Here is a 22132-nt window from a genome sequence, read left to right as displayed (position 1 = left end):
CGTCTCACCGATCCACTCGTGTATCACTGGCCGCGATCCGCACCGGGCACGACCGGCGAATCGGCCACGCCGTCAGCGAGGCCACCCCCTCCGTCGCCAGACGCCGCCGCAGGCTCGGCATCGCCGCCGCCCCCGTCGGCCGCCGCCGAGTCGGCGTCGACCGTCGCCGCGGCATCGGCACCCTGGCTCTCCGTGGCGGCCCGGTCGACCCGCTCCTGCTCCCGCTGCTTCCGGCGTTCGTCGGCGGCGGCCATCTCGGCGACGGCGGCACGGCGTTCGGCCTCGGCGACGATCGCGTCCACCGACTCCTCCGCCAGGCCACCCATCTCCATCAGGTCAGCCGGCTCGATCACCGACAGGTCGTCGTACGACAGGAAGCCCTCGCCGACGAGCTTCTCGGCCACCGACTCCTCCATCCCCTCGATCGACGAGAAGCCGCTCACGGCCCGCTCGATCTGCTGGTCGAGCTCCTCGCGGGTCATGATTTCGATGTCCCAGCCGCACAGTTTGCTCGCGAGGCGGACGTTCTGCCCGCGGCGGCCGATCGCCAGGGACAGTTGGTCTTCCTGGACCAGGACGATCCCCCGGCCGAGCATCTGGCAGAGGATCACCTCGTCGACCTCGGCCGGCTGCAGCGCGTTGGGCACGAGGACCTGGAGGTCGTCGCTCCAGCGGACGATGTCGATCCGTTCGCCGCCGAGCTCCTCGACGATGTTCTTGATCCGGTTGCCGCGAACCCCGACGCAGGCACCGACGCAGTCGACGCGGTTGTCGGAGCTGATCACGGCTACCTTGCTGCGGTAGCCGGGCTCGCGTGCGATCGCCCGGATCTCGATGACGCCGTCGGCGATCTCGGGGATTTCCTGTTCGAACAGCCGGAGAACGAGTTGGGGACGGATCCGCGAGAGGATGATCTTCACCCGACTGCCGACCTTCCGAACCTCGAAGATCGTCCCCCGGATCCGCTCGTTGGGATGGAACGACTCCCCGGGGATCTGCTCGCTGCGCGGGAGGATCGCCTCGGTGTTGCCGAGCTGGACGGTCGCCGTCGCCCCCTCGAACCGGGTGACGACGCCCGACACCATCTGCCCGACCTGCTCCTCGAACTCGTCGTGCAGGGCGTCGCGCTCGGCCTCGCGGATCTTCTGGATGATCACCTGCTTCGCCGTCTGGGCACCGATCCGACCCGACAATTCCTGGGTGTCGATGTCGGCGCCGTCGCGGGTTCCGGTCAGCCGGCCGTCGTCGCGGTCGATGGCGATGACGATCTGCGACTCCTCGCCGTACTGACGCTGCAGCGCCGTGACGAGGGCCTGCTCGATCGCCAGGAAGACGATCTCTTTGTCGATGTTCTTGTCGCGATGGATCGCGTCGACGATGCGGAGGATTTCTTCAGGCTTCATGGATCGCTCGGAGTCGCTTCCGTGGCACCGCCAACGACGCTCGACCGGCAGCCGGGGCCACCGCACGCTCCCGTACGGCCCACACCGGACCACCGATCCAACAGCCATCACTGGCGTCAACACTGGCGTGACCCAGACGGTGAGCGTTCCGCAACCGACCACCGGCAGGGTCCGGGCCGCCCCATCGCGACAATCTTCCGATCCGACGGAAGCGCCCCGGCAGGACGACCACTGCTGCGACACCGATCGGCCCGGCCAGGGGGCCGACGTGCTCCACGTTCGCGCCGCGACGCGCGTAACTACCGTTTCGACGCCACGCACCTCGGCGAATCGCCGTCCGTCCGGACGACATTCTCACCTGTGCACAACGCGACCGGAGCCCCGTCTCAGCACCTGCCTGAAAGCGATCAGGTGCGGGTCCGGGGCCGTCTGGGAGCGACTCCCTGGCCAGCGGCCGCCCGCTGACGCAAGCTGCAAAGGGTACGGGCACGGCACTCGACTGTCAAGGATCCGCCTGCCGCCACCGAGGGGACCATCGGCCTCGTCGACACGCCCGGCATGCGGGTGAGATGCGTCAGGCGCGCTCGAGCAACCCGATCACCACCGCCGCCGCCTGCCCCTGGGGCGTGACCGACGAGGACATGAACGTGCGCCCCGCACGATCGCCGGCCACCGCCGGACGAATCGGGCAGGCCGGATCCGGCGCGGTGGAGTTGCGAAGCGGAAAGAGCGTTCCCTCGCGGAGCGCCTCGAGGCTGGCGATCGTCTCCACCAATCCGCTGGCGGCGCCGAGATTGCCGAAGTTGGCTTTCGCCGCGACGACCGGTATATCGCTTAGGCGGGGGCCGCAGACCTCGGCCAGCGCTTCGGCTTCATCGCGATCCGACCCCACCGTACTCAAGCCGTGCGCGTGGACATGCCCGAGCCCACCGGGCTCGAGACCGGCAGCCTCGAGGGCCCGGCGCATCGCCATCGCCAGCGCCGGCCGCCGCAGGCCGAGGGCGAGGCGATCGCTCGCTTGCCGCGCCGCGTGGCCAAGCACCTCGCCGTGGATCGTCGCACCCCGCGCCCGGGCGTGGCCGAGCTCCTCGAGGACCAGCACCGCCGCCCCCTCGCCGAGCACCATCCCCCGCCGCAGCCGGTCGAACGGCCGGCTCCACCCGGTGGGATCGTCGGTCCCCGTCGCGACCTGCTCCGACTGCAGGGCGTGGACGGTCTTCATCGGGTGGATGCGCGTGCCGGTGGCACCGGCGAGCATCACGTCGGCGGCACCGCGCTGGATCGTCATCGTCGCCTCACCGACCGCGAGATGGCCACTGGCCTCGCGGATCGTGATCGAGTTGCTCGGCCCGCGGAGGTCGTTGTAGATCGCGATGTGGCTGGCCGGCATGTTGGGGAGGTACTTGAGCAGCCACAGCGGATTGAGCAGCGGCATGCCGTCATCGGCCCAGCGCCCGAAGGAGAACCGGCCGTCGGCCCCACGGCAGCGCGCGATCCCGGAGGTGAAGTCCCCGGGGAGCGTGAGCATGTAGTCGGAGCCGAACACGCAGCCGAACCGGTCCGGCTCGGCCCCGCCGGCGGCGAGGCCGGAGGCGTACAGCGCCCGCTGGGCCGCCGCGACCGCCATCTGGCTCTCCCGGCACATCACCTTGAGGCCCTTGCGGATCGCCTTCTTGGTCTCCACTTCGAGGGGGCCGAAGTTGTCGATCTCCCCGGTGAACTGGCGGGCCTCGGCGCCATGGTGGAGGGGCAGGCCGCCGGTGTCGAACGACTCGATCGGGACGACGGCGCTGTGCCCCCCGCGGAGCCCGGCATGGAGGTCGGCGGGGGCGAGCCCGAACGGACAGACGACCCCCATCCCGGTGACGACGACTCGGCGGGCTGCGGTCTCCGGCATCGGGCACGATCCCCGGGAGGGCGACCACGGGAGGGCGGCCGCGGGGGACGGTGTCACCCCGGATCGCGGAGCCGTGGCTCGATGAACACCACCACGTCGGTGCGCGGCGCGACCGCCGACACCACGGGGGCGTCATTCTGCCCTGGAACCGGCCACGGGACCAACCCCAGGCCGACGACGAGCACCCGGCCGGCCGGCCAGCGCATCCGCTCTCCGACGCGCACCGCCGCCAGCTGCGGGACCTCGAGCTCCACCCGCTGTCCGGTGCCGCCGACGGCGACCGGGAGCGGAGCCATTCGCTCCACCTGGTCGATCCGGCAGCGGATCACCGCCTCGACGCCGGCCATGTCGGTCGACAGCAGCGGTTGCACGTCGATCGAAAATCCCTCGTCGCAACTGGCCGACAACGGCTGCCAGCCCGGCCAGACCTCGGGGCGCGGCGTGAGGTCGCGCAGGTACGGTCGCGACCGCCCCCCGCTGACGACCGCCGGCACGCCGTTGGCGGCGAGCACCGGCCCGGTGGGCAACTCGGCGAAGTCGGGGCGTTTGCGGAGGGTTCCCAGGACGACGGCCGCCTCCTCGCGCGAGGCGATCCAGGCCTGCACCCCCGGGGTCGCCGCCGGGATCGGCTGCAACAGCCCGCGGAGCGAGACGCGCCACCCGGGGTCCTTGACGCCGACGACCCGGATCGCGAACCGGTGCGGTGCTGCCGAGCCCGCGACGAATCGGGCCACGGTCTCGCCGACTCGCTCCTGGACGGGAGGCTGGTGGAAGCAGCGCACGGCCGTGGCGTCGGCGGACAGCGCGGCGACGACGCTCCCGTGCCAGGTCGAATAGCCGGTGTCCTGGAGGATCCAATCGACGACGTGGCGCTCGCTGCCGGGACCGGCGGCGGCGGTGAACGGCCGGATGTCGTGCTCCTGCCACACCTGCCCCGCCGCCGCGGGCAACGGGCCATCGCACCGGCCAGGGGGCGCCGCGAGCAGGGCCGCCGCGGCCAGCGCGACGGTGCCGAGGCACGCTCCGGGGGTGATCCGCCATACCGCCATCGCGGTGCCTCGCGCCCGGCCGGTATCCGGGTCCGGCCGCGGGGGACGATACAGCCCCCCGCGCACACCCTCCAGGCCGGTTTGCCGGACCGTCACACGCGCGCGAGCACCAACGACGCGTTGTGGCCGCCGAACCCGAAACTGTTGCTCATCGCCACCCTCACACGGGCCTCGCGGGCGACGTTGGGCGTGTAGTCGAGGTCGCAGTCCGGGTCGGGGTTGTCGAGGTTGATCGTCGGGGCGATCACGCCGCGCCCCAGCGACAGCGCGCAGGCCACCAGTTCGATGCCCCCGCTGGCGCCGAGCGTGTGGCCGAGCTGGCTCTTGGTGCTCGAGATCACCAGCCGCGCCGCGTGGGCGGCGAAGACGTGCTTCATGGCGACCGTCTCGGCTTTGTCGCCCAGCGGCGTGCTCGTGCCGTGGGCGTTGATGTAGTCGACGGCATCTGGCGCGAGCTCGGCGTCCTCGAGCGCCATCCGCATCGCCCGGGCGGCTCCCCGCCCCTCTTCGTCGGGCTGGGTGATGTGGCCGGCGTCACCGCTGGCGCCGTACCCGCGCAGCTCGCCGTGGATCCGGGCGCCACGGCGCCGGGCGTGCTCGTACTCCTCGAGGACCACGACGCCCGCCCCCTCGGCGAGCACGAAGCCGTCGCGGTCCCGATCGAAGGGGCGGCTGGCGGCCTGGGGGGCCTCGGTACGGAACGACAGCGCCCGCATGTTCTGGAAACCGGCCAGCCCCATCGGCGTCAGGGCGGCCTCGCTCCCCCCGGTGATCATCACGTCGGCGTCCCCCGAGCGGATCACCCGCAGCGCTTCGCCGATCGCGTTGCCGGCGCTGGCGCAGGCGGTGGCGACGGCGAAGTTCGGCCCCTTGATGCCGTACATCGACGAGACATGCCCGCTCGCCGAATTGACCATCAGCTTCGGGATCGTGAATGGCGAGACCTTGTCGATCCCCTTGGTGAGCAGGCGCTCGTGCTGGGCCTCGAACTCCGACAGCCCACCGATCCCCGAGCCGATCGCGACGCCGCACCGGTACGGCTCCTCGGTGGCGAAGTCGATCCCCGAATCACGCACCGCGTCGATCGCCGAGGCCATCGCGAACTGGGTGAACCTGTCGAGCCGGCGCAGCTCCTTGGGGTTGGCGATGCCCTCCGACTCCCCCTGCCAGGGCACCTCGCCGCCGAACTGGACGCGGAACCCCGTCACGTCGAACAGCGTGATCGGGCCAACCCCGCTGGCGCCGCTCACGAGCCGGTCCCAGAAGGTGTCGATGGCCCTGCCGAGCGACGTCACCACGCCCAGCCCCGTCACCACCACGCGCCGCTTCATCGCGTCTCCCGGGAGATCCCCGAAACCGCTCCCTCACAACGGCGGAAAACGCCGCCGGGTCATCCACCGGAGCGACCGACGGCACGGGGCGGACGACCGCCCGGAACGATCAGGCCGCCTGGTGCTTCTCGATGAACTCGACCGCCTGCCCGACCGTCTGGATCTTCTCGGCAGCGTCGTCGGGGATGTTGATCTCGAACTCTTCTTCGAGCTCCATCACCAACTCGACGGTGTCGAGCGAGTCGGCACCGAGATCGTTGATGAAGGAGGTCTGGGGGGTGATTTGATCCTTGCTCACGCCGAGTTGCGACGCGACGATGTCGATCACCCGTTCTTGGACGGAAGCCACCGTGTATTCTCCTCGCGATCCGGTCGACTGACACTCGGCCGGACTCCCCAATCCGTCTGGGGGCGGCTGGAACCGGGCCATGGACCGCAAGTGATATACCCGTTGCCCAGGGACAGTGTCCAGACCGCGGCGCGGTCCTGACTGTCCGTGGACAAAGCCCTCCATGGCCTTTGTCCACTCAGGCGACCGCGGGAAACGCCGGGGGTTTCCCGGGTCGCCGGGCCCCCAGGGCGGCGGCTGGACTCGCCGCGCCCGTGGAAACACCCGTCGGCGAGCCAACCCCGCGGTGCCGTTTCCGTTCCCGGCCCCCGCCGTTCGCGGCGCCCGACGACCAGATTCCCCGGCCGCGCCCCGGAACCTGCGGCGGATGCTCGGCGGCAGGCGACTCTGCGGTCAGCCGATCAACCCGCCGTCGACGGTCAGCACCTGCGCCGTCACGTAAGCCGCTGCCGGCGACGCGAGGAACAGCACCGCCTCGGCAACCTCCCACGCCTCGCCGAGTCGCTTCGCCGGCACGCGCTTCTTCACCTCGTCGAGCAGCGCCGGACCGAGGGCGGCGGTCATGTCGCTGGCGATGAAGCCGGGGGCAACGGCATTGACGGTGATCTTGCGCCCTGCCAGCTCTTTGGCGACCGTCCGCGTCAGGCCGACGAGGCCGGCCTTCGATGCCGAATAGTTGGCCTGGCCGGGATTCCCGATCAGACCGGAGACGCTCGCCACGTTGACGATCCGGCCGTAGCGCTGCTGCATCATCGGCCGGCTCACCGCCCGGGTGAACAGGAACGGCCCGCGGAGATTGGTGGCGATCACCTCGTCCCACTCCTCGTCGCTCATCCGCGGGAGGAGCGTGTCGCGCGTCACGCCGGCGTTGTTGACGAGGATGTCGATCCGACCGAGCGCGGCATGGACCGCCTCGACGACGGCGGCGACGTCGGCCGCCTTCGACACGTCGCAGGGGAAGCTTTCGGCACGACCGCCGGCGGCACGGATCGCGGCCGCGACCTCGTCGAGCTTGGCCGCCGAGCGGGCCACGAGGGCGACCGTCGCGCCGTTGGCGGCGAGCGTCTCGGCGATCGCGCGGCCGATCCCCTGCGAGGCCCCGGTGACCATCGCCACCTGCCCCGTGAGGTCGACGCGCAGGCGGGCGGGGGGCTGTCCGGTTTCGGTGGCCATCTGGTCCCTCCCCTCGGCCCCGCCGCGGCTCCGCGGCAGCGCACCGTCAATCACAGACGCCGGCGACCGCCACGCGGCGGTCGATCCGCTTCATCAATCCGCGGAGCACGCGGCCCGGTCCGACCTCGACCATCGTGCGGATTCCGGCACCGAGCAGATGCTCCATCGACGCCTGCCACTCGACCACCCCGACCAGCTGCCGTGCCAGGAGGCCGCGGATCTCGTTCGGGTCGTGGTGCGGGCGGGCATCGACGTTGCTGATCACCGCGATCCGCGGGGGCTCGATGGGTGTCGCCGCCAGGGCCGCGGTGAAGCGTTCGCGCGCCGGCCCCATGAGCGGCGTGTGGAAGGCACCCGCGACGTCGAGCCGCACGCACTTCATCGCCCCGGCGGCGGTGGCGGCCGCGGCGAGACGGTCGCAGGCCGCCAGCCCGCCGCTGACGACGACGTTGCCGGGGCAGAGGACGTTGGCCACGGCGAGCACGTCGCCGTCGCGGTGGGCCGCGCACAGCCCGGCGACCTGCTCGCGCTCCAGCCCGAGCACGGCCACCATCCCGCCGGGAGTGGCGTCGGCGCAGTCCTGCATCGCCCGGCCCCGCGCGTCGACGAGGCGGACGGCGTCCTCGAACTGCAGGGCACCCGCGAACGACAGCGCGGTGTATTCGCCGAGTGACAGGCCGGCGACGGCGACCAGGGCCGGGGGCAGCCCCCCGGGGCGGCGCCGCAGGACCTCGAGCGCCGCGAGGCTGGTGACGAGGATCGCCGGCTGGCTCACGGCCGTCGAATCGAGCCGTGCGGCCGGGCCGTTGCGGCAGACTTCGGCGAGGTCGTAGCCGAGGAGCGCACTGGCGCGATCGAACAGATCGAGTGCCTCGGGAACGTCGCACCACGCGCCGAGCATCCCGACCGACTGCGCGCCCTGACCGGGAAACAGCAGCGCCGTCGCCGCGGGAGGGTCGTTCAGCGCCGGCGCGGCGTGCGCTGCCTGTCCCACCTGGTCATTCCTCGGTCTTCACGACCGCGCGGCCCATGTAGTAGCCGCACGTCCCGCAGATCCGGTGCGTCGGCACGGCCTTCCCGCAGTTGGAACAGAACGTCAACTGCCGCGGCACGAGGAAATCGTGCGCACGCCGGGAGCGGGTTTTCTGGTTCGACTGACGTCGCTTGGGAACGGCCATGGCGCACCTGACACGAAAAAACCGTCGATCGGGGGAACCGCGGAGTGTAGTCGTGACCGCTCCGCAGGGTCAAACGCAGCCCCGCGATGGCCCGACGGCGCTCGTTTCGCCGCGAGCGGGGCTTTGCCGCCGCTGCAGCGTGCCCCCTGGCACCCTCAAAACAGCCGCGTCTGGCCGCCGGAGACCGGTTTGCCCCCGAGATGCTCCTCGCCGCGGGAGGTGAGCTGGCGGCCGCGGGGGGTGCGGATCACCAGTTCGCAGCGGAGCAGGAACGGCTCGACGTCCGATTCGAGCGTGTCGGCGGCGCTGCTCATCGTGTGGGCGATCGCCTCGATCCCCACCGGACCGCCGCCGAACACCCGCTGGATCGTCTCCAGGTAGCGGCGGTCGAACGAGTCGAGCCCGATCGTGTCGATCCCCTGCATGTCGAGGGCCTGGCGCGTGATGCCGAGGTCGAGACGGTCGCCCGCGCGGCTGGTGGAGTAGTCGCGGATCCAGCGCAGCCGGTTGTTGGCCAGCCGCGGCGTGCCCCGGCTGCGGCGGGCGATCTCGACGGCGCTGGCGTCGTCCATCGGCATCTGCAGCCGGGCGGCCGACCGTCGGACGATCTCGGCCAGTTCGTCGACGGAATAGAAGTCGAGGTGCTCGCGCATCTGGAACCGGTCGCGGAGCGGCGCCGAGATCAGGCCTGACCGGGTCGTCGCCCCGACGAGCGTGAACGGCCGCAGCGGCATGTTGATCGTCCGCGCCGCCACTCCCTCACCCCAGGTGAAGTCGACGCGGAAATCCTCCATCGCCGGATAGAGGAATTCCTCGACCGCGATCGGCAGGCGATGGATCTCGTCGATGAACAGCACCGACCCCTCGGTGCAGTTGGTGAGGTAGGGCATCAGGTCCTTGGGGGCCGACAGCGCCGCTCCGCTGGCGATCTGCAGCGTCGTGCCCAGTTCGCGCGGGATGCAGGTCGCGAACGTGGTCTTGCCGAGGCCGGGAGGGCCGTCGAGGAGGATGTGGCCGAGGACCTCGCCGCGCTTCCGCGCGGCGTCGACGGCGATCCCCAGCCGCTCGTGGACCTCGCGCTGGCCGATCATCTCGGCCATCCGCTGCGGGCGGAGATCGCGGTCGGCCGGGTCGGTGGAGCCGCTCGTCTCCACCGCTTCAGGCCGCACCGTGACCTCCCGTCCGCCGCTCATCGCTCGCCTCCGTGTCGGGGTCGTGCCACCGGCCCGAGCTTACCCGTTCCAGCGTCCGGCGGTCATGGCCGGCGCTGCCCCTGGCGGTAGATCGCCTCGAGTGCCTCCTGGGGATCGCGCCACGGTTTCTTGGCGTCGCGCAGCCCGTCGACGAGGCGCCGCGCGTCGCTCTCGGAGTGGCCGATCGAGCGGAGCACGGCGAGGGTCTCGGCGAGCACGTCGCCCCCCACGGGGCCGCCGGCCGGCAGCGCCCGCTGCACGGCGAGGGCGAACTTCGGCATCCGCCGGCGGAGCTTGGCGATCATCCGTTCGGCGGTCGCGGCGCCGATCCCGGGGAGCGTCGCCAGGGTCGCGGCATCCTGCTCCTCGATCGCCGTGGCGATCTCGCCGACCGGCTTGACCATCGCCCGCAGCGCCTTGCGGACCCCGACGCCGTCGACCTCGCAGACGAGATCGAAGAACTCGCGCTCGACTTCGGAGAGGAAACCGACCAGCCGCGGCACGAGATTTCCGCGCCCCGGCGTGCCCTCGAGGAACTCCAGGCAGTGGAGCGTCACGGTCGTGCCGGTACGCCCCTGCAGTTCGCGGCGCACCAGGTCGGGGACGAGCAGCTCGTGGACGACCGCCCCGACGGCCAGATCGATGGTCGCCGGTTCGACGCGCTCGAGCACTCCGGTGAGGCGCTTGATCATTCCCGTGTCGTCTCCGCGCGGGGGCAGCCGAGCAGGTCCAGCCGCAGCCGCAGGTGCCAGTCGGCCAGCGCCACCGCGAGGGCGTCGGCGGCATCCGCCGGCTGCGGCGGGCCGGCGAGGCCGAGCTCGCGCTGCACCGCGCGCTGCATCTGCGACTTGTCGGCGCGACCGCTGCCGGTGAGCAGCCGCTTCACACGGGCCGGCGGATAGTGGTGGACTGCCAAGGCGGCCTGGGCGGCGGCCAGGCAGATCACCCCACGGGCGTGGCCCATGAGCACGGCCGTGCGGGGAAACCGCGAGTGGACGAAGATCTGTTCGATCGCCAGGGCCGCGGGGCGGAGGTCGGCAAGCACCTCGGCGACACCGGCGTGGAGGCTGGCGAGCCGGTCCTCGATCGCCGTCCCGCGCGACCGCACCGTGCCGGCCTCGATCAGCCGGACCAGGCCCGGGGCACATTCGACGACGCCGTAGCCGGTGACGTCGAGGCCGGGGTCGAAACCGACGACCCGCCAGGCCGCCGCAGGCGGCGCCGACCGAACCGCTCGTGGTGTCTGCCCGCCGGCTGCCCGCATGGGGGCAGACTAGCGGTTGCCGCCGCGCTGGCCCAAGTCCAAAGGCCCAAGTCCAAAGGCCCAAGTCCAAAGGCCCAAGTCCAAAGGCCCAAGTCCAAAGCTGGACCTGCCCACAGTCGCCCCGAGGCAGAGCCGAGGGCCGACTCAGACCGGATCGATCGAGCATCCGCATGGCTTCGGATCGCGGACGTCATCTCACCGCCTCGAGCGGTGCCGTGAACTACACCCCGCAGGGCTCGAACCTGCAACCTTCGGTTCCGTAGACCGATGCTCTATCCAATTGAGCTAGGGGTGCGTCGGGCCGCGGCGCGAGTCCGCAGACCGTCGCTCAAGAATACAGCGCGGCCTCCATCCCTCAAAGCCGACAAGGGTCCGCGGTCACTCCGCTGCGGCCGGGCGGAGGAATCCGTCGCCGTCGATCGCGAGGCGTTCGGCGAGCGGCAGCGCCCCCGGCTCTCCGGGCGCCAGTCCACCCGGGCGGGGCAGCATCGCCCCGACGGCGACGGCCCCGCCGGCGGCCGCGGCGCTTCCCGCGAGCCGCGCCAGACCGAGCTCGTCGCGGCGCCCCGCGTCGGGCCAGACCACCGCCCCCGCCACGACGCGCCCCAGCGAGTCCGGTGCGAGCACGACCTCGTGCCCCGCCGGCACCCGCGCCGGCGGCGTGTTCATGGCCAGCAGCACCTGCGCGTCGGCGACGGCCAACGCGGTCACCGGCTCGACGCCGAAACGCCGCTGGAACGGGGCCCGTGCCGCAGCCGCCCGGGCGTGGGAGGCGAGATCCGCCACCGGCACGACGACGGCGTCGAGCGTCGCGGGGAGCGCGACACTGCCCGGCGAGGAGGCCAGCCGCTCGACCTGGTCGACCGTGGCCAGCCAGATCGTCGCCCGGGCGGCGGTGAGACGGCTGGCAATCTCGCCGGCCGGGGCTGCACCGTCGATCACCGCCCCGTCGATGCCGAGCAGTTTCGCGCCGAGGGGCCCGAGCGTGCGGCCCAGCGGGTCGTCGGCGGCCAGCGAGCTGGCGAGGACGTCGCCGCGCTTCACGAGGCAGGCCCCGTCGAACGCCTCGGCCAGCGCCACGAGCGCCGCCCCGTCGAGGGTCCCCGCGGGAAGCTCCACCGCGGCCGTCGCGGCGCTCCGCGCGGAGCCGGCATGGCGCTGCCGCGCGGCGGTGGCGGCGACGTCCTGGAGCGCCAGCCGCGCGATCTCGGGAGGGGTGCCCACGGGAAGCGGGGGGCCGAACGTGAGCGTCACCCCGCGGCGCCACCGGCTCGTCCGTTTGGTACCGAAAAACCTCGCTTCCGCGAACGAGAACCGGCTCCCCCACAGGCCGTCGATCACCAGCGGCTGGATCGGGGCGTTGACCCGTTCGAGCAACCACCCCAGGCCGCGCTTGAAGCCGATGACCTGGCCGGTCCGGGAGATGCCCCCCTCGGAGAAAATCCCGACCAGGTCACCGGCCTCGAGCCCCGACTGGATCGTCTTCAAGGCGCCGCCGATCGACTTCGGCCGCGGGTCGAAGAGGATGAACCGCCACTGGTCGGCGAGCATGCGGAGGAACCGCCCCTGGATGTTGGGGCCGTAGACGACCATCCGGGTCGAACGCGGCGATGCCAGCGCGACGAGGAAACCGTCGAGCCACGAGACGTGGTTGGCGACCACGACCAGCGGCCCGGTCACCGGCATCTTCGCGGCGTCGACGACCCGGAAGCGGTACGCGGCGTGGACCACGGCCGCGACCGCGCGCCGCAGCGTCGCCCGCGGCGCGCACCACACCGCGACGGCGGCGGCGCCGACCGAGGCGACCGCGAACAACCCGAAGATCGCCCGCGCCGACAGCCAGGGGCCACCGCCGGGACCGAGCGGAGCGCGCAGCGCCCCGTAGCCCAGGGAGGCGAGGAACATGCCGCTGAAGAGCAGGAGGTTGGTGGCTGCCAGGACGCTGCCGAGCCGGTCGCCCGGGCTCCGCGCCTGCTGGAACGTCTCGAGCGGCACGTCGAACATGCCCGCACCGAAGCCGAGGATCGCCAACCAGGCGAGCACTCCCCAGGCGTGGCCGCCCCCTTCGAGGAACCGCCCTCCGCTCAGGGCAAGGGCGACGAACGACACCGCCATGATCAGTGCCCCGACCGGCACGAAGCCGAGATCGACGCGCGGATCGGCTCCCGCCGGCCGCGCCGCCAGCTTGCCGGTGACGACGCTCCCGGCGCCGATGCCGGCGACCAGCGCCACCAGGAACGGCACCACCTGGGCCTGCGACGACGCCCCGGCCTCGGTGGCGAATTGATCGACGTTGGCCTGCGCCACGGCGCCGATCGCCCAGAAGAAGACGATGCCCGCGGCCGCCGCGGCGAGATCGGGACGGCTGGCCAGGAGGGAGAGGTCGGCCCGGGTGCGCGACAGCGCGTTCCACGCCGGCGGCGCGTCGGGATCGGCGGCGGGCAGGCGCGGGAGGCACAGCGACGCCACCCAACCGGCCAGCGCGATCCCCCCGATGACCAGCGCCGTCGGCAGCGCCCGGTCCCAGGCCGGGGCGGTCGCCGCGAGCGGCGTGGCATCGGCGAGCCAGTTGCCGGCCGCGGTGCCGGCGAGGACGGCGATCAGCGACACCAGCGCGAACACGCCGTTGGCCGCGGTCAACCGTGCCGCCGGCACGATCTCGGGCAGCACGCCGACGATCGCCGGTGTCATCAGCGCGGCCTGCATGCCGATCGCCATCACGGTGCCGAGGAGGAGCCACAGCCCAACCGGCAGGCCGCGCCACTCGCCCCCCGTTCCGAGGCCGAGGCCGACCACGGCGGTCGCCGCCAGCGCGATCCCGAGCTCCGCGACCTTGGCCCAGCGGATGACCGACGTCTTCGCTCGCCGATCGGCGAGCGACCCGGCGAGCCACGAGAAGAGGACGTAGGGGAGCGACAGACCGACCAGGCCGATGGTGAGGACGAGCGACACCTGCCCCTGGTCGACGAGCCGCTTGCCCAGGCCGATCGCCAGCCACTTCAGCGCGTGGTCGTTGGCGAGCGTGAAGAAGCGCGTCACCAACAGCGCCGGCAGCGCGCGGGGCACCGACACGACGTCGGCGCCAGACCCAGGCGGTTGGAGACCAGGGGGAGAAACCGGGGCGGACACGGGGCCCTCACAAGTCGGGGAACGACGATTGGGGCGACTGGGGCGATCGTGCCGTCCCGACCGCCGCGCCGAGGCGTGGTCGGGGGGGCCGCAATTTGCAGACACCGTCCGAGGGGGCGTATTCTTCCGGTTGTCACGCCGGTTCCACAAGTCGGTCCGGGCCACTCTCCAGCACCCCGCCACGCCCGCCTCCGGCCGATTCCGCCCCGCGCTCCCCCCGGAAACCCCGCGATGCTCCGCCCCGTCTCTCCGTTCATGTTCGCGATCGCCGTTGCCGCCGTGGCGGCGCCGCTGCCCGCCCAGACGATCGTCTACAGGCCGGTGGTGCCGATGTTCGCGCCGGCCGCCGGCCCGTACGTCGCCAACTACTCGCCGGTGGGCAACTACGCCGCCGTGACGGCCTTCTCGCCCCCGGTCGTCCAGGCCGTGCCGCTGGCGTCGGTGCCCGTGCCGGTCGTCGACACGGTGCCGTCGAGTTCGCTCGGCAACACCGGCTACACGCCGCTGGCGATCTCGGCGCTGCCCAGCGGCGTCGCGCCGACGTTCGTCACCAGCGCCCGCCCGGTGACCACCTATCATGCTCCGAGCTATGCGACGGCCATGGCACCCGCGCCGGTCTCCGCCACCGCGACCGTCGTCACCGCTGGCTACGCGCCCGCCGTGACGGTTTCCGCCATGCCGATGGTGCCGATGGCCCCGGCGACCGTCGTCGTTCCGCTGCGGCGCGGGCTGTTCGGCGGTCTGCGGCCGGTCCGCTCGGGATACGTCTATCCCGGCTGGTGAGCATGGGGGCACTCGGGGGCGACGCAGCCGCTGCGGCTGTCGATTTCTTGACCGTCCGCAGCGCCGACCTATAGTTTCGGTCTTTCTGGCACCCCGTTCGGGTGGCAGTCGGGCTCGGGCGTGTCCTGTCGTCAGGCCGCCAACGGCTCCGGGATGGAATGCCGGCTCCGCGCCGGTCCATCCCGCCGGCCAGGATCGGTTCGGCCGCGGCGGACGGATGGCGCGCACAGTCAACATCATCGGTGCCGGGCCGGGCGGGTTGGCGATCGCCATGCTCCTGGCGAATGCCGGGCTCCGCGTCCGGGTCCTCGAGCGGCTTCCCGTTCCCGGAGGTCGCACGAGCACGATCACCGCCCCCGGCGGTTACCGGTTCGATCTCGGTCCGACGTTCTTCCTCTACCCGCGCGTCCTCGAAGAGGTGTTCGGCGCCTGCGGGTACGACCTCCGCCGCGAGGTGGAGATGATCCGCCTCGACCCGCAGTACCGGATCGCGTTCGGTGGCGGCGGCGAGCTCCGTGCCACGCCGGACGTGGCCCGGATGGAGGCCGAGGTCTCGCGGCTGTCGCCGGCCGATTCCGGCTCGTTCACGCGGTTCATGGAGGCGACGCGGACCAAGTTCTCCCGGTTCGCCCCGTTTCTCGAGCAGCCGTTCCAGAGCTGGCTCGATCTGGCGAATCCCGACCTCCTCAAACTCGTCCCGCTCCTCAAGCCCTGGAAAAGCCTCGACTCCGAACTGGCGACATTCTTCTCCGACGAGCGCGTCCGGCTGGCGTTCACGTTCCAGTCGAAATACCTCGGGATGTCGCCGTTCCGCTGCCCGAGCCTGTTCTCGATCCTCTCGTTCCTCGAGTACGAGCACGGCGTCTACCACCCGGTGGGCGGCTGCGGGGCGGTGTCGGAGGCGATGGCGCGGATCGCCGCCGACATGGGGGTCGAGTTCCATTACGGCGAGGCCGTCGAGGCGCTCGAGTTCGACGGCCGGGCGATCAGCGCGGTGCGGACGGCGCAGCGCAGCTACGCCGCCGACGCCACGGTGGTCAACGCCGACTTCGCCCGGACGATGACCCGGCTGGTGCCCGACAGGCTGCGGCGCCGCTGGAACGACCGCAAACTGGCGACGTCGCGTTTCTCCTGCTCGACGTTCATGCTCTATCTCGGCGTCGAGGGGCTCGACGCCGACGTGCCTCATCACACGATCTACCTGTCGGAAAACTACCGCGACAACCTCGCCGACATCGAGACGCGCCACCGCCTCTCGCGCGACCCGTCGATGTACGTGCAGAACGCCTGCATCACCGACCCGAGCCTGGCGCCGGCGGGGCACTCGACGCTCTATATCCTCATCCCGGTGACCCACCGCCACCCCAACGTCGACTGGTCGCGCGAGGCCGCGGCGTACCGCGAGGTGGCGCTCGATCAAATCGAGCGGATCGGCATCGAACGGGTCCGCGACCGGATCCGCTACGAGAAGATGGTGACGCCCGACGACTGGGAGCAGGCCTACGAGATCCACCGCGGCGCCACGTTCAACCTCGCCCACGATCTCGGCCAGATGCTCCATCGGCGGCCCCACAACCGCTTCGAGGATCTCGAACGCACCTACCTCGTCGGCGGTGGCACCCATCCCGGCAGCGGCCTGCCGGTGATTTACTCCTCGGCGCGGATCACCGCCGAGCTCCTCCTCGACGACCTCGGGCTCGCGGCGTCGGCGCCCGGCCGCCCGCCGCGGGATGCCGGACGGCGCACGGGGGAACCCGCGGCGGTGTAGGCTGTGCACCCGATCGCGGCCCGGGTGATCGTCCGCGGTCCGGCAGGTGGCGGGAGAGCGAGACTGAGCATGAAACACGTCGATGAAACTCGCCGCGTGATCGTCGTCGGAGGAGGGCTTGCCGGGCTGGCGTCGGCATGCACGCTCGCCGCCCGCGGCTACGCGGTCACGCTGCTGGAGGCCAACTCCTGGGTCGGGGGGAAGGCGGCCGTGCTCGCCGAGCAGGGCTACCGGTTCGACATGGGCCCGACGATCCTCACGATCCCGGGGGTCCTGCGGCGGATCTGGGCCGAGGCCGATCGCGACCTCGACACGGCGCTCGACCTGGTGCCGCTCGATCCGCAATGGCGGAGCTTCTTTACCGACGGCTCGACGCTCGACCTCGTCGCCGACGTCGCCGAGATGCAGCGGACCCTCGACTCCTACGCCCCGGGCACCGGGTCGGCAGCGGGCTACGGCCGCTTCATGGCCCTCGCCGAGCGGCTCCACCGGCTGTCGGACGACTTTTTCTTCTGGCGGAGTGTGGGGGGGCTCGGCGACATGTTCGATCCTCGCCGGGGGATGTCGCTCGGCGTCCTCCGCGAAGTGATGAACATGCGCCCGGGCCACAGCGTCGCCGGGACCGTGCGCTCGTTCGTCGCCGATCCGCGCACCGCGCAGATGCTCGACCACTTCACGCAATACGTCGGCAGCGCCCCCGACGCCTCGCCGGCCGTGCTGTGTGGGATCGCCCACATGCAGTCGCATGACGGCGTCTGGTATCCGCGCGGCGGCACAGGCGCGGTCCCGCGGGCGCTGTCGAGCCTGGCGATCGACCTCGGCGTCGAGATCCGCACCCGCACCGAGGTGCGGCGGATCATCGTCGAGGGGGGCCGGGTCCGTGGGGTCGAGACGGCCGCCGGCGAGCGGCTCCCCGCGGCCGCCGTGGTCAGCAACAGCGACTCGGTGCGGACCCACCGCGAACTGCTCACCGCGCCGGCCGGCGACCGGTTCCTCGGCCGGCGCCGGTACGAGCCGGCCTGCTCGGGGGTCGTGCTCTATCTCGGCCTCGACCGCCGCTACGAGCAGCTGATCCATCACAATTTCGTCTTCTCCGCCGATGCCCACGAGGAGTTCGAGACGATCTACCGGCGCGGCGAGCCGGCCCCCGATCCGACCTGCTACGTCTGCGCCCCGGCGATCACCGAACCCGAGGTGGCCCCCCCCGGCGGCGAGGCGCTGTACGTTCTCGTCCACACCCCCTATCTGCGGCCGCACCACGATTGGAAGGCGATGTTCCCCGCCTACCGCAAGCGGATCATCGAGAAGCTCGAATCGACCGCCGGCCTCCGCGACCTCGAGCGCCACATCGTCTTCGAACGGGCCCTGACGCCGCAGGACATCCACGACCGCTACCGCGTGCTCGACGGCGCGATCTACGGGCTGGCGAGCCACGGCCGGTTCTTCGGTGCCTTCAAGCCCGCGAACCGGTCGCCCGACATCCGCGGGCTGTACCTCGCCGGCGGTGCCGCCCATCCGGGGCCGGGGATGCCGATGGTGCTGATGTCGGGCTGGATCGCCGGGGACTGCGTCGACCGCGACGGGCTCGTCGAACCGGTCAACGCGGCGCGGGCCGCGGCCGCATCGCCCGCCTGAGCGCGGGCCGGTCCGATCGACAGTGGCCGAGCGACCGTCGCGACGGTCAACGCGGCCCGTGGGGGCCAGCATGGCGCGGCGCGCGACGGCGGAGCGGCGGGGCAGGGGGGCCAGCGACGACACCGGTCGCGCCGAGGAACTGCCGCCGTTCTCCCACCGGCTCAACGACTGGTTCATGTGGTACGTGCGCGGGTATCTCGAGCGCCACTTCCACGCCCTCCGCCTCCTCGACGGCCCGGACGCGGTCCCCGACCTCGGCGACAGGCCGGTGCTCGTCTACACCAACCATCCGGGGTGGTGGGATCCGCTGGTGTTCCTGTCGGTCGGCCGGATCGTCTGGCCGGGCCGGATGAGCTACGGGCCGATCGATGCCGCGGCCCTCGGCCATTACCGGCTCATGGAACGGATCGGCTTCATCGGCATCGACCCGCGCAGCCGCGCCGGCGCCGCCCGCTTCCTCCGCGTCGCCCGGGCGGCGATGGCGCGGAGCGACGTGATCTTCTGGTGCACCGCGCAGGGGGAGTTCGTCGACCCGCGGACGCGCCCGCTGGTGCTCCGCTCCGGCATCGCCCATGTCGCGGCGGCCGGCGGCCCGGGCCGGATCGTGCCGCTGGCGGTCGAGTATCCGTTTTGGACCGAGCGCTGCCCCGAGGCGCTGGTGGCGATCGGAACGCCGCTGGATCTCGAGCCGGTCCGCGACCGGCGCCTGTGGCAGGAGGGGTTGACCGCGGCACTCGAGGCGACGCAGGATCGCCTCGCCGCGGCCGCTTGCAGCCGCGATCCGGGGCGATTCCGCACGCTCCTCGACGGCACCGTGGGCGTCGGCGGCCCCTACGACATCTGGCGCGGGCTGGTGGCGCGGCTCCGCGGCCAGCGCTTCGACCCGGCGCACGCGCGACGGACGCCGGAGGAAGGACGATGACGCTCGTCGGCGTGGCGGCCGCCGTGGCCTTGGCAACGGCCGCGCTCCCCGCCCTCCTCGTCGTGGCCAACCTCCGTCGCTTCGCCCCGGCGCCCCCGCCCGGGGATCCCCACTCCGTTTCGGCACTCGTCCCGGCACGGAACGAAGCGGAGGCGATCGACGGGCTCCTCGACCACCTCCTCGCCAGCCGGGGGGTCGATCTCGAGGTCGTGGTCCTCGACGACGACAGCCGCGACGACACCGCCGCGCGGGTCGCCGCGCGCGCGGCGGCCGACCCGCGCGTGAGGCTCCTGTCCGGTCGGCCGCTCCCCGCCGGATGGTGCGGGAAGCAGCACGCCTGCGCGCAGCTCGCCGCCGCCGCCCGCCACGAGACGCTGGCCTTCGTCGACGCCGACGTCCGCCTGGTGCCCGACGCCCTCGCCCGCGGCGCGGCGTTTCTCGACGCTGCGGCGGCCGACCTCGTCAGCGGCTTTCCCCGGCAGATCACCGGGCAGGCCGCCGACCGGCTGCTGCTGCCGCTGATCCACTTCATTCTCCTCGGCTTCCTCCCGCTCGGCCGGGCCCGGGCCCAGCCGTCGCCGGCGCTGGCGGCGGGGTGCGGCCAGTGGTTCATCACGCGACGGGCGGCCTACGAGCGCGCCGGCGGCCATGCCGCGATCCGGCGGTCGCTCCACGACGGCGTGATGCTGCCGCGGGCCTACCGCCGCGCGGGGCTGCGGACCGACATCTTCGACGCCACCGACGTCGCCAGCTGCCGGATGTACGACACCAGCCGGGCGACGCTCGCCGGGCTGGCGAAGAACGCCACCGAGGGGATCGGGGCGCCGCGGACCATCGTCCCGTTCACGGTCCTCCTCGTCGGCGGACAGGTTCTCCCCTGGGTCCTCGTGGGGACGGGGCTCCTCGGCGGCTGGCGCGATTGGCCAGGATGGGCGATCGTCGCCACGGTCGCGGCGGCGGCGCTCTCCGCCGCGACGCGGATCCAGCTCGACCGCCGCTTCACCGGCAGTGCCGTGGGCTGGCTCGGCCACCCGCTCGGGGTCGCGGTCCTGGTGGCGATCCAGTGGTGGGCACTGGCCCGGAAGCTCGCCGGCGCGAAAACCTCGTGGCGGGGTCGGTCGCTCGACCCGCAGTGAGCGCCGATCAGGTGCCCGGCGCGGCGCGGCAGGCACGGGCGCGGGCGGCGAGCACCGCCTCCTCGGCCGCGGTGGCCGTCGCGGCCACGGCGGTGAGGTGCCCCATCTTCCGCCCCGGACGCGGCGCCGCCTTGCCGTACAGGGTCAGGCTCACCCCGGGCACCGCCAGCGCCGCCGGCCAGTCCGGTTCGCCGTCGCCCCAGCACTCACCGAGGAGATTGGCCATCGCGGCGGGAGCGAGCTGCCGCGGCGCGCCGAGCGGCAGGCCGCACAGAGCCCGCACCTGCTGCTCGAACTGCGAGCAGGCGCAGGCTTCGATCGTCAGGTGCCCGGAGTTGTGCGGGCGGGGCGCGATCTCGTTGACGAGCAGCCGCCCGTCGCCGAGGAGAAAGAACTCGACGCACGCCACCCCCACCAGGTCGAGGGCCGTGAACACGCCGGCGGTGATCCGCGCCGCCTCCGCGCCGACCGCCTCGGGAAACGCGGCCGGGGAGGTCGTCAGGTCGAGGATGTGGTCGCGGTGGCGGTTGTGGACCGCAGGAAACCGCGCGAACGCCCCGTCGTCGCCGCGGGCGGCGACGACCGACAGCTCGGCGACGAACTCGACCCAGGCCTCGACGACGACCGGCCCCGCGCCGAGATCGCGCCACGCCGCCTCGAGGCCGGCGCGGTCCGCCACCCGGCGCTGCCCCTTGCCGTCGTAGCCGAAGGCGGTGGTCTTGATCACCGCCGGGAAGCCGACACGATCGGCGGCGGCGAGCGTCGCGGCGTCGGTGACCACGGCGTGGGGGACGACCGGAAAGCCGTGGGCGACGAGAAACGCCTTTTCGCGGCGCCGCTCCTGGACGGTGTGGAGCACGCTCGGCGAGGGGCGGACGCGCGTCCGTGCCGCGAGCGCCAGGGCGGCGGCGGCGGAGACGTTTTCGAACTCGAAGGTCACCGCGTCGACGTCGGCCGCGGCCCGGACCACGGCCTGCGGATCGTCGAGGGAGACGACGTGGAGCCGGTCGCAGTGCCGGGCAGCGGGACAGTCGGCGACGTCGGAAAACACCTCGACCCGGTAGCCCATCCGCCGGGCGGCGGTGGCGAACATCATCCCGAGCTGGCCGCCGCCGAGGACGCCGAGGCAGGCCCCGGGGAGGAGCGGGGGACGGCGACGGGCGGGGAGCGCGGAGGTCACCGGGTCGACACCCGCGGCGCGGATGGCTCGGCGATCCCGTCGAGGCCGTCGCGGAGGACGCGTTCCGTCTGCTCGCGCCGGTAGGTGGCGAGCCGCTCGGCGAGACGGGGATCGGTGAGGGCGAGGATCGCGATCGCCAGCAGCGCCGCGTTGGCCGCCCCGGCCGGTCCGATCGCCAGCGTCCCCACCGGAATGCCGGCGGGCATCTGCACGATCGACAGCAGCGAGTCGATCCCCCGTAGCATCTGCGATTCGACCGGCACGCCGAGGACCGGCAGGGGCGTGTGGGCGGCGAGCATCCCGGGCAGGTGTGCGGCCCCCCCGGCACCGGCGATGATCACCCGCAGCCCGCGGGCGGCGGCCTCGCGGGCGAACGTCGCGAGATGCTCCGGCGTGCGGTGGGCCGAGACGACGGCGCACTCGTGAGGCACGCCGAGCTCGGCGAGGACCATCGCGGCGCGTTCGAGCGTCGTCCAGTCGGAACGGCTCCCCATCACGACCGCGACCAGCGCGGCAGGGTCGGGGGATCCGGCGGTCTGAGCGGTGGCCATGGCAGGTCACGACGGGGTGGGGTGAGGCTGGATTGTTCCCGATCACCTCCCCGTCATGCAACGACCGCAGGTGCCGGTTGACTCCGGGACACGCCCGGCCGACCATTCCGCCGGCCGGCATCGTGCCGTCCCCGGCCTGCCGCTCGCCTGCGCCGGTGACCGTCGCGGGTTCGGCCCGCCACCCCGAGTAC

At 72.5% G+C, this 22132-nt stretch carries 18 protein-coding genes and 1 tRNA gene; 5 read left to right on the top strand and 14 right to left on the bottom strand.

Translation table 11 applies throughout. The features are described 5' to 3' along the window. Positions 1-23: 23 nt before the first annotated feature. From nusA to FJ309_00445, 13 genes are all read right to left on the bottom strand, one after another. On the bottom strand, positions 24-1403 hold the full coding sequence (nusA, locus tag FJ309_00505) for a transcription termination factor NusA (protein ID MBM3953096.1): 1380 nt from the start codon (positions 1401-1403) through the stop codon (positions 24-26). 574 nt (positions 1404-1977) lie between these two features. After that, positions 1978-3300 (bottom strand): beta-ketoacyl-[acyl-carrier-protein] synthase family protein, encoded by a 1323-nt coding sequence (locus FJ309_00500; protein ID MBM3953095.1) that lies wholly within the window; start codon positions 3298-3300, stop codon positions 1978-1980. Positions 3301-3353: 53 nt separating this feature from the next. Then, on the bottom strand, positions 3354-4349 hold the full coding sequence (locus FJ309_00495; protein MBM3953094.1) for a hypothetical protein: 996 nt from the start codon (positions 4347-4349) through the stop codon (positions 3354-3356). 92 nt (positions 4350-4441) lie between these two features. Further along, entirely contained in the window at positions 4442-5680 is a 1239-nt protein-coding gene (gene fabF, locus FJ309_00490; protein MBM3953093.1) for a beta-ketoacyl-ACP synthase II, read from the bottom strand. 109 nt (positions 5681-5789) lie between these two features. Next, positions 5790-6029 carry an acyl carrier protein gene (locus tag FJ309_00485; GenBank protein ID MBM3953092.1) on the bottom strand — a complete coding sequence of 80 codons (240 nt, stop codon included), beginning with the start codon at positions 6027-6029 and terminating at the stop codon, positions 5790-5792. Between the two features lie 393 nt (positions 6030-6422). Then, the gene (gene fabG, locus FJ309_00480) at positions 6423-7202 is read right to left on the bottom strand and encodes a 3-oxoacyl-[acyl-carrier-protein] reductase (protein ID MBM3953091.1); all 780 of its coding nucleotides are present in this window, start codon (positions 7200-7202) and stop codon (positions 6423-6425) included. A 46-nt stretch (positions 7203-7248) separates the two neighbouring features. Beyond that, complete coding sequence (locus tag FJ309_00475) at positions 7249-8103, bottom strand: acyltransferase domain-containing protein (protein ID MBM3953090.1); 855 nt, start codon at positions 8101-8103, stop codon at positions 7249-7251. Between the two features lie 97 nt (positions 8104-8200). Further along, a complete protein-coding gene (locus tag FJ309_00470) occupies positions 8201-8380 on the bottom strand; it encodes a 50S ribosomal protein L32 (GenBank protein ID MBM3953089.1) in 180 nt (59 codons plus the stop codon). A gap of 155 nt (positions 8381-8535) precedes the next feature. Beyond that, complete coding sequence (gene ruvB, locus FJ309_00465) at positions 8536-9573, bottom strand: Holliday junction branch migration DNA helicase RuvB (GenBank protein MBM3953088.1); 1038 nt, start codon at positions 9571-9573, stop codon at positions 8536-8538. A gap of 62 nt (positions 9574-9635) precedes the next feature. Further along, positions 9636-10265, bottom strand: coding sequence for a Holliday junction DNA helicase RuvA (locus FJ309_00460; protein ID MBM3953087.1), 630 nt, complete (start codon positions 10263-10265; stop codon positions 9636-9638). Then, entirely contained in the window at positions 10262-10837 is a 576-nt protein-coding gene (gene ruvC, locus FJ309_00455; GenBank protein MBM3953086.1) for a crossover junction endodeoxyribonuclease RuvC, read from the bottom strand. Before ruvC ends, FJ309_00460 begins: the two co-directional genes overlap by 4 nt. Positions 10838-11058: 221 nt before the next feature. Continuing rightward, positions 11059-11132, bottom strand: a tRNA-Arg gene (locus tag FJ309_00450). Positions 11133-11215: 83 nt separating this feature from the next. Next, positions 11216-14545 (bottom strand): MFS transporter, encoded by a 3330-nt coding sequence (locus tag FJ309_00445; GenBank protein ID MBM3953085.1) that lies wholly within the window; start codon positions 14543-14545, stop codon positions 11216-11218. A 21-nt stretch (positions 14546-14566) separates the two neighbouring features. Here FJ309_00445 and FJ309_00440 point away from each other — a divergent pair, with 21 nt between their 5' ends. The 5 genes from FJ309_00440 to FJ309_00420 all read left to right on the top strand — a co-directional run bounded on the left by FJ309_00440 (position 14567) and on the right by FJ309_00420 (position 20210). After that, positions 14567-14749: a hypothetical protein gene (locus tag FJ309_00440; GenBank protein MBM3953084.1), complete on the top strand. Its 183-nt coding sequence runs from the start codon at positions 14567-14569 to the stop codon at positions 14747-14749. 217 nt (positions 14750-14966) lie between these two features. Then, complete coding sequence (crtI, locus tag FJ309_00435) at positions 14967-16517, top strand: phytoene desaturase (GenBank protein MBM3953083.1); 1551 nt, start codon at positions 14967-14969, stop codon at positions 16515-16517. 69 nt (positions 16518-16586) lie between these two features. Next, entirely contained in the window at positions 16587-18152 is a 1566-nt protein-coding gene (gene crtI, locus FJ309_00430) for a phytoene desaturase (protein ID MBM3953082.1), read from the top strand. Positions 18153-18222: 70 nt separating this feature from the next. Then, entirely contained in the window at positions 18223-19074 is an 852-nt protein-coding gene (locus FJ309_00425; GenBank protein MBM3953081.1) for an acyltransferase, read from the top strand. After that, positions 19071-20210, top strand: a complete 1140-nt coding sequence (locus FJ309_00420; GenBank protein MBM3953080.1) for a glycosyltransferase — start codon at positions 19071-19073, stop codon at positions 20208-20210. The genes FJ309_00425 and FJ309_00420 overlap by 4 nt, the downstream gene beginning before the upstream one ends. A gap of 7 nt (positions 20211-20217) precedes the next feature. On the opposite strand, the gene FJ309_00415 is transcribed toward FJ309_00420, so the two are convergent. Then, entirely contained in the window at positions 20218-22047 is a 1830-nt protein-coding gene (locus FJ309_00415; GenBank protein ID MBM3953079.1) for a 5-(carboxyamino)imidazole ribonucleotide synthase, read from the bottom strand. Between the last annotated feature and the right edge of the window lie 85 nt (positions 22048-22132).

It is taken from the genome of Planctomycetota bacterium (assembly GCA_016872555.1).
GTDB lineage: Bacteria > Planctomycetota > Planctomycetia > Pirellulales > UBA1268 > F1-20-MAGs016.
The sequence above is the reverse complement of the archived record's forward strand: the minus strand, read 5'-3'. Positions and strand labels throughout refer to the sequence as shown.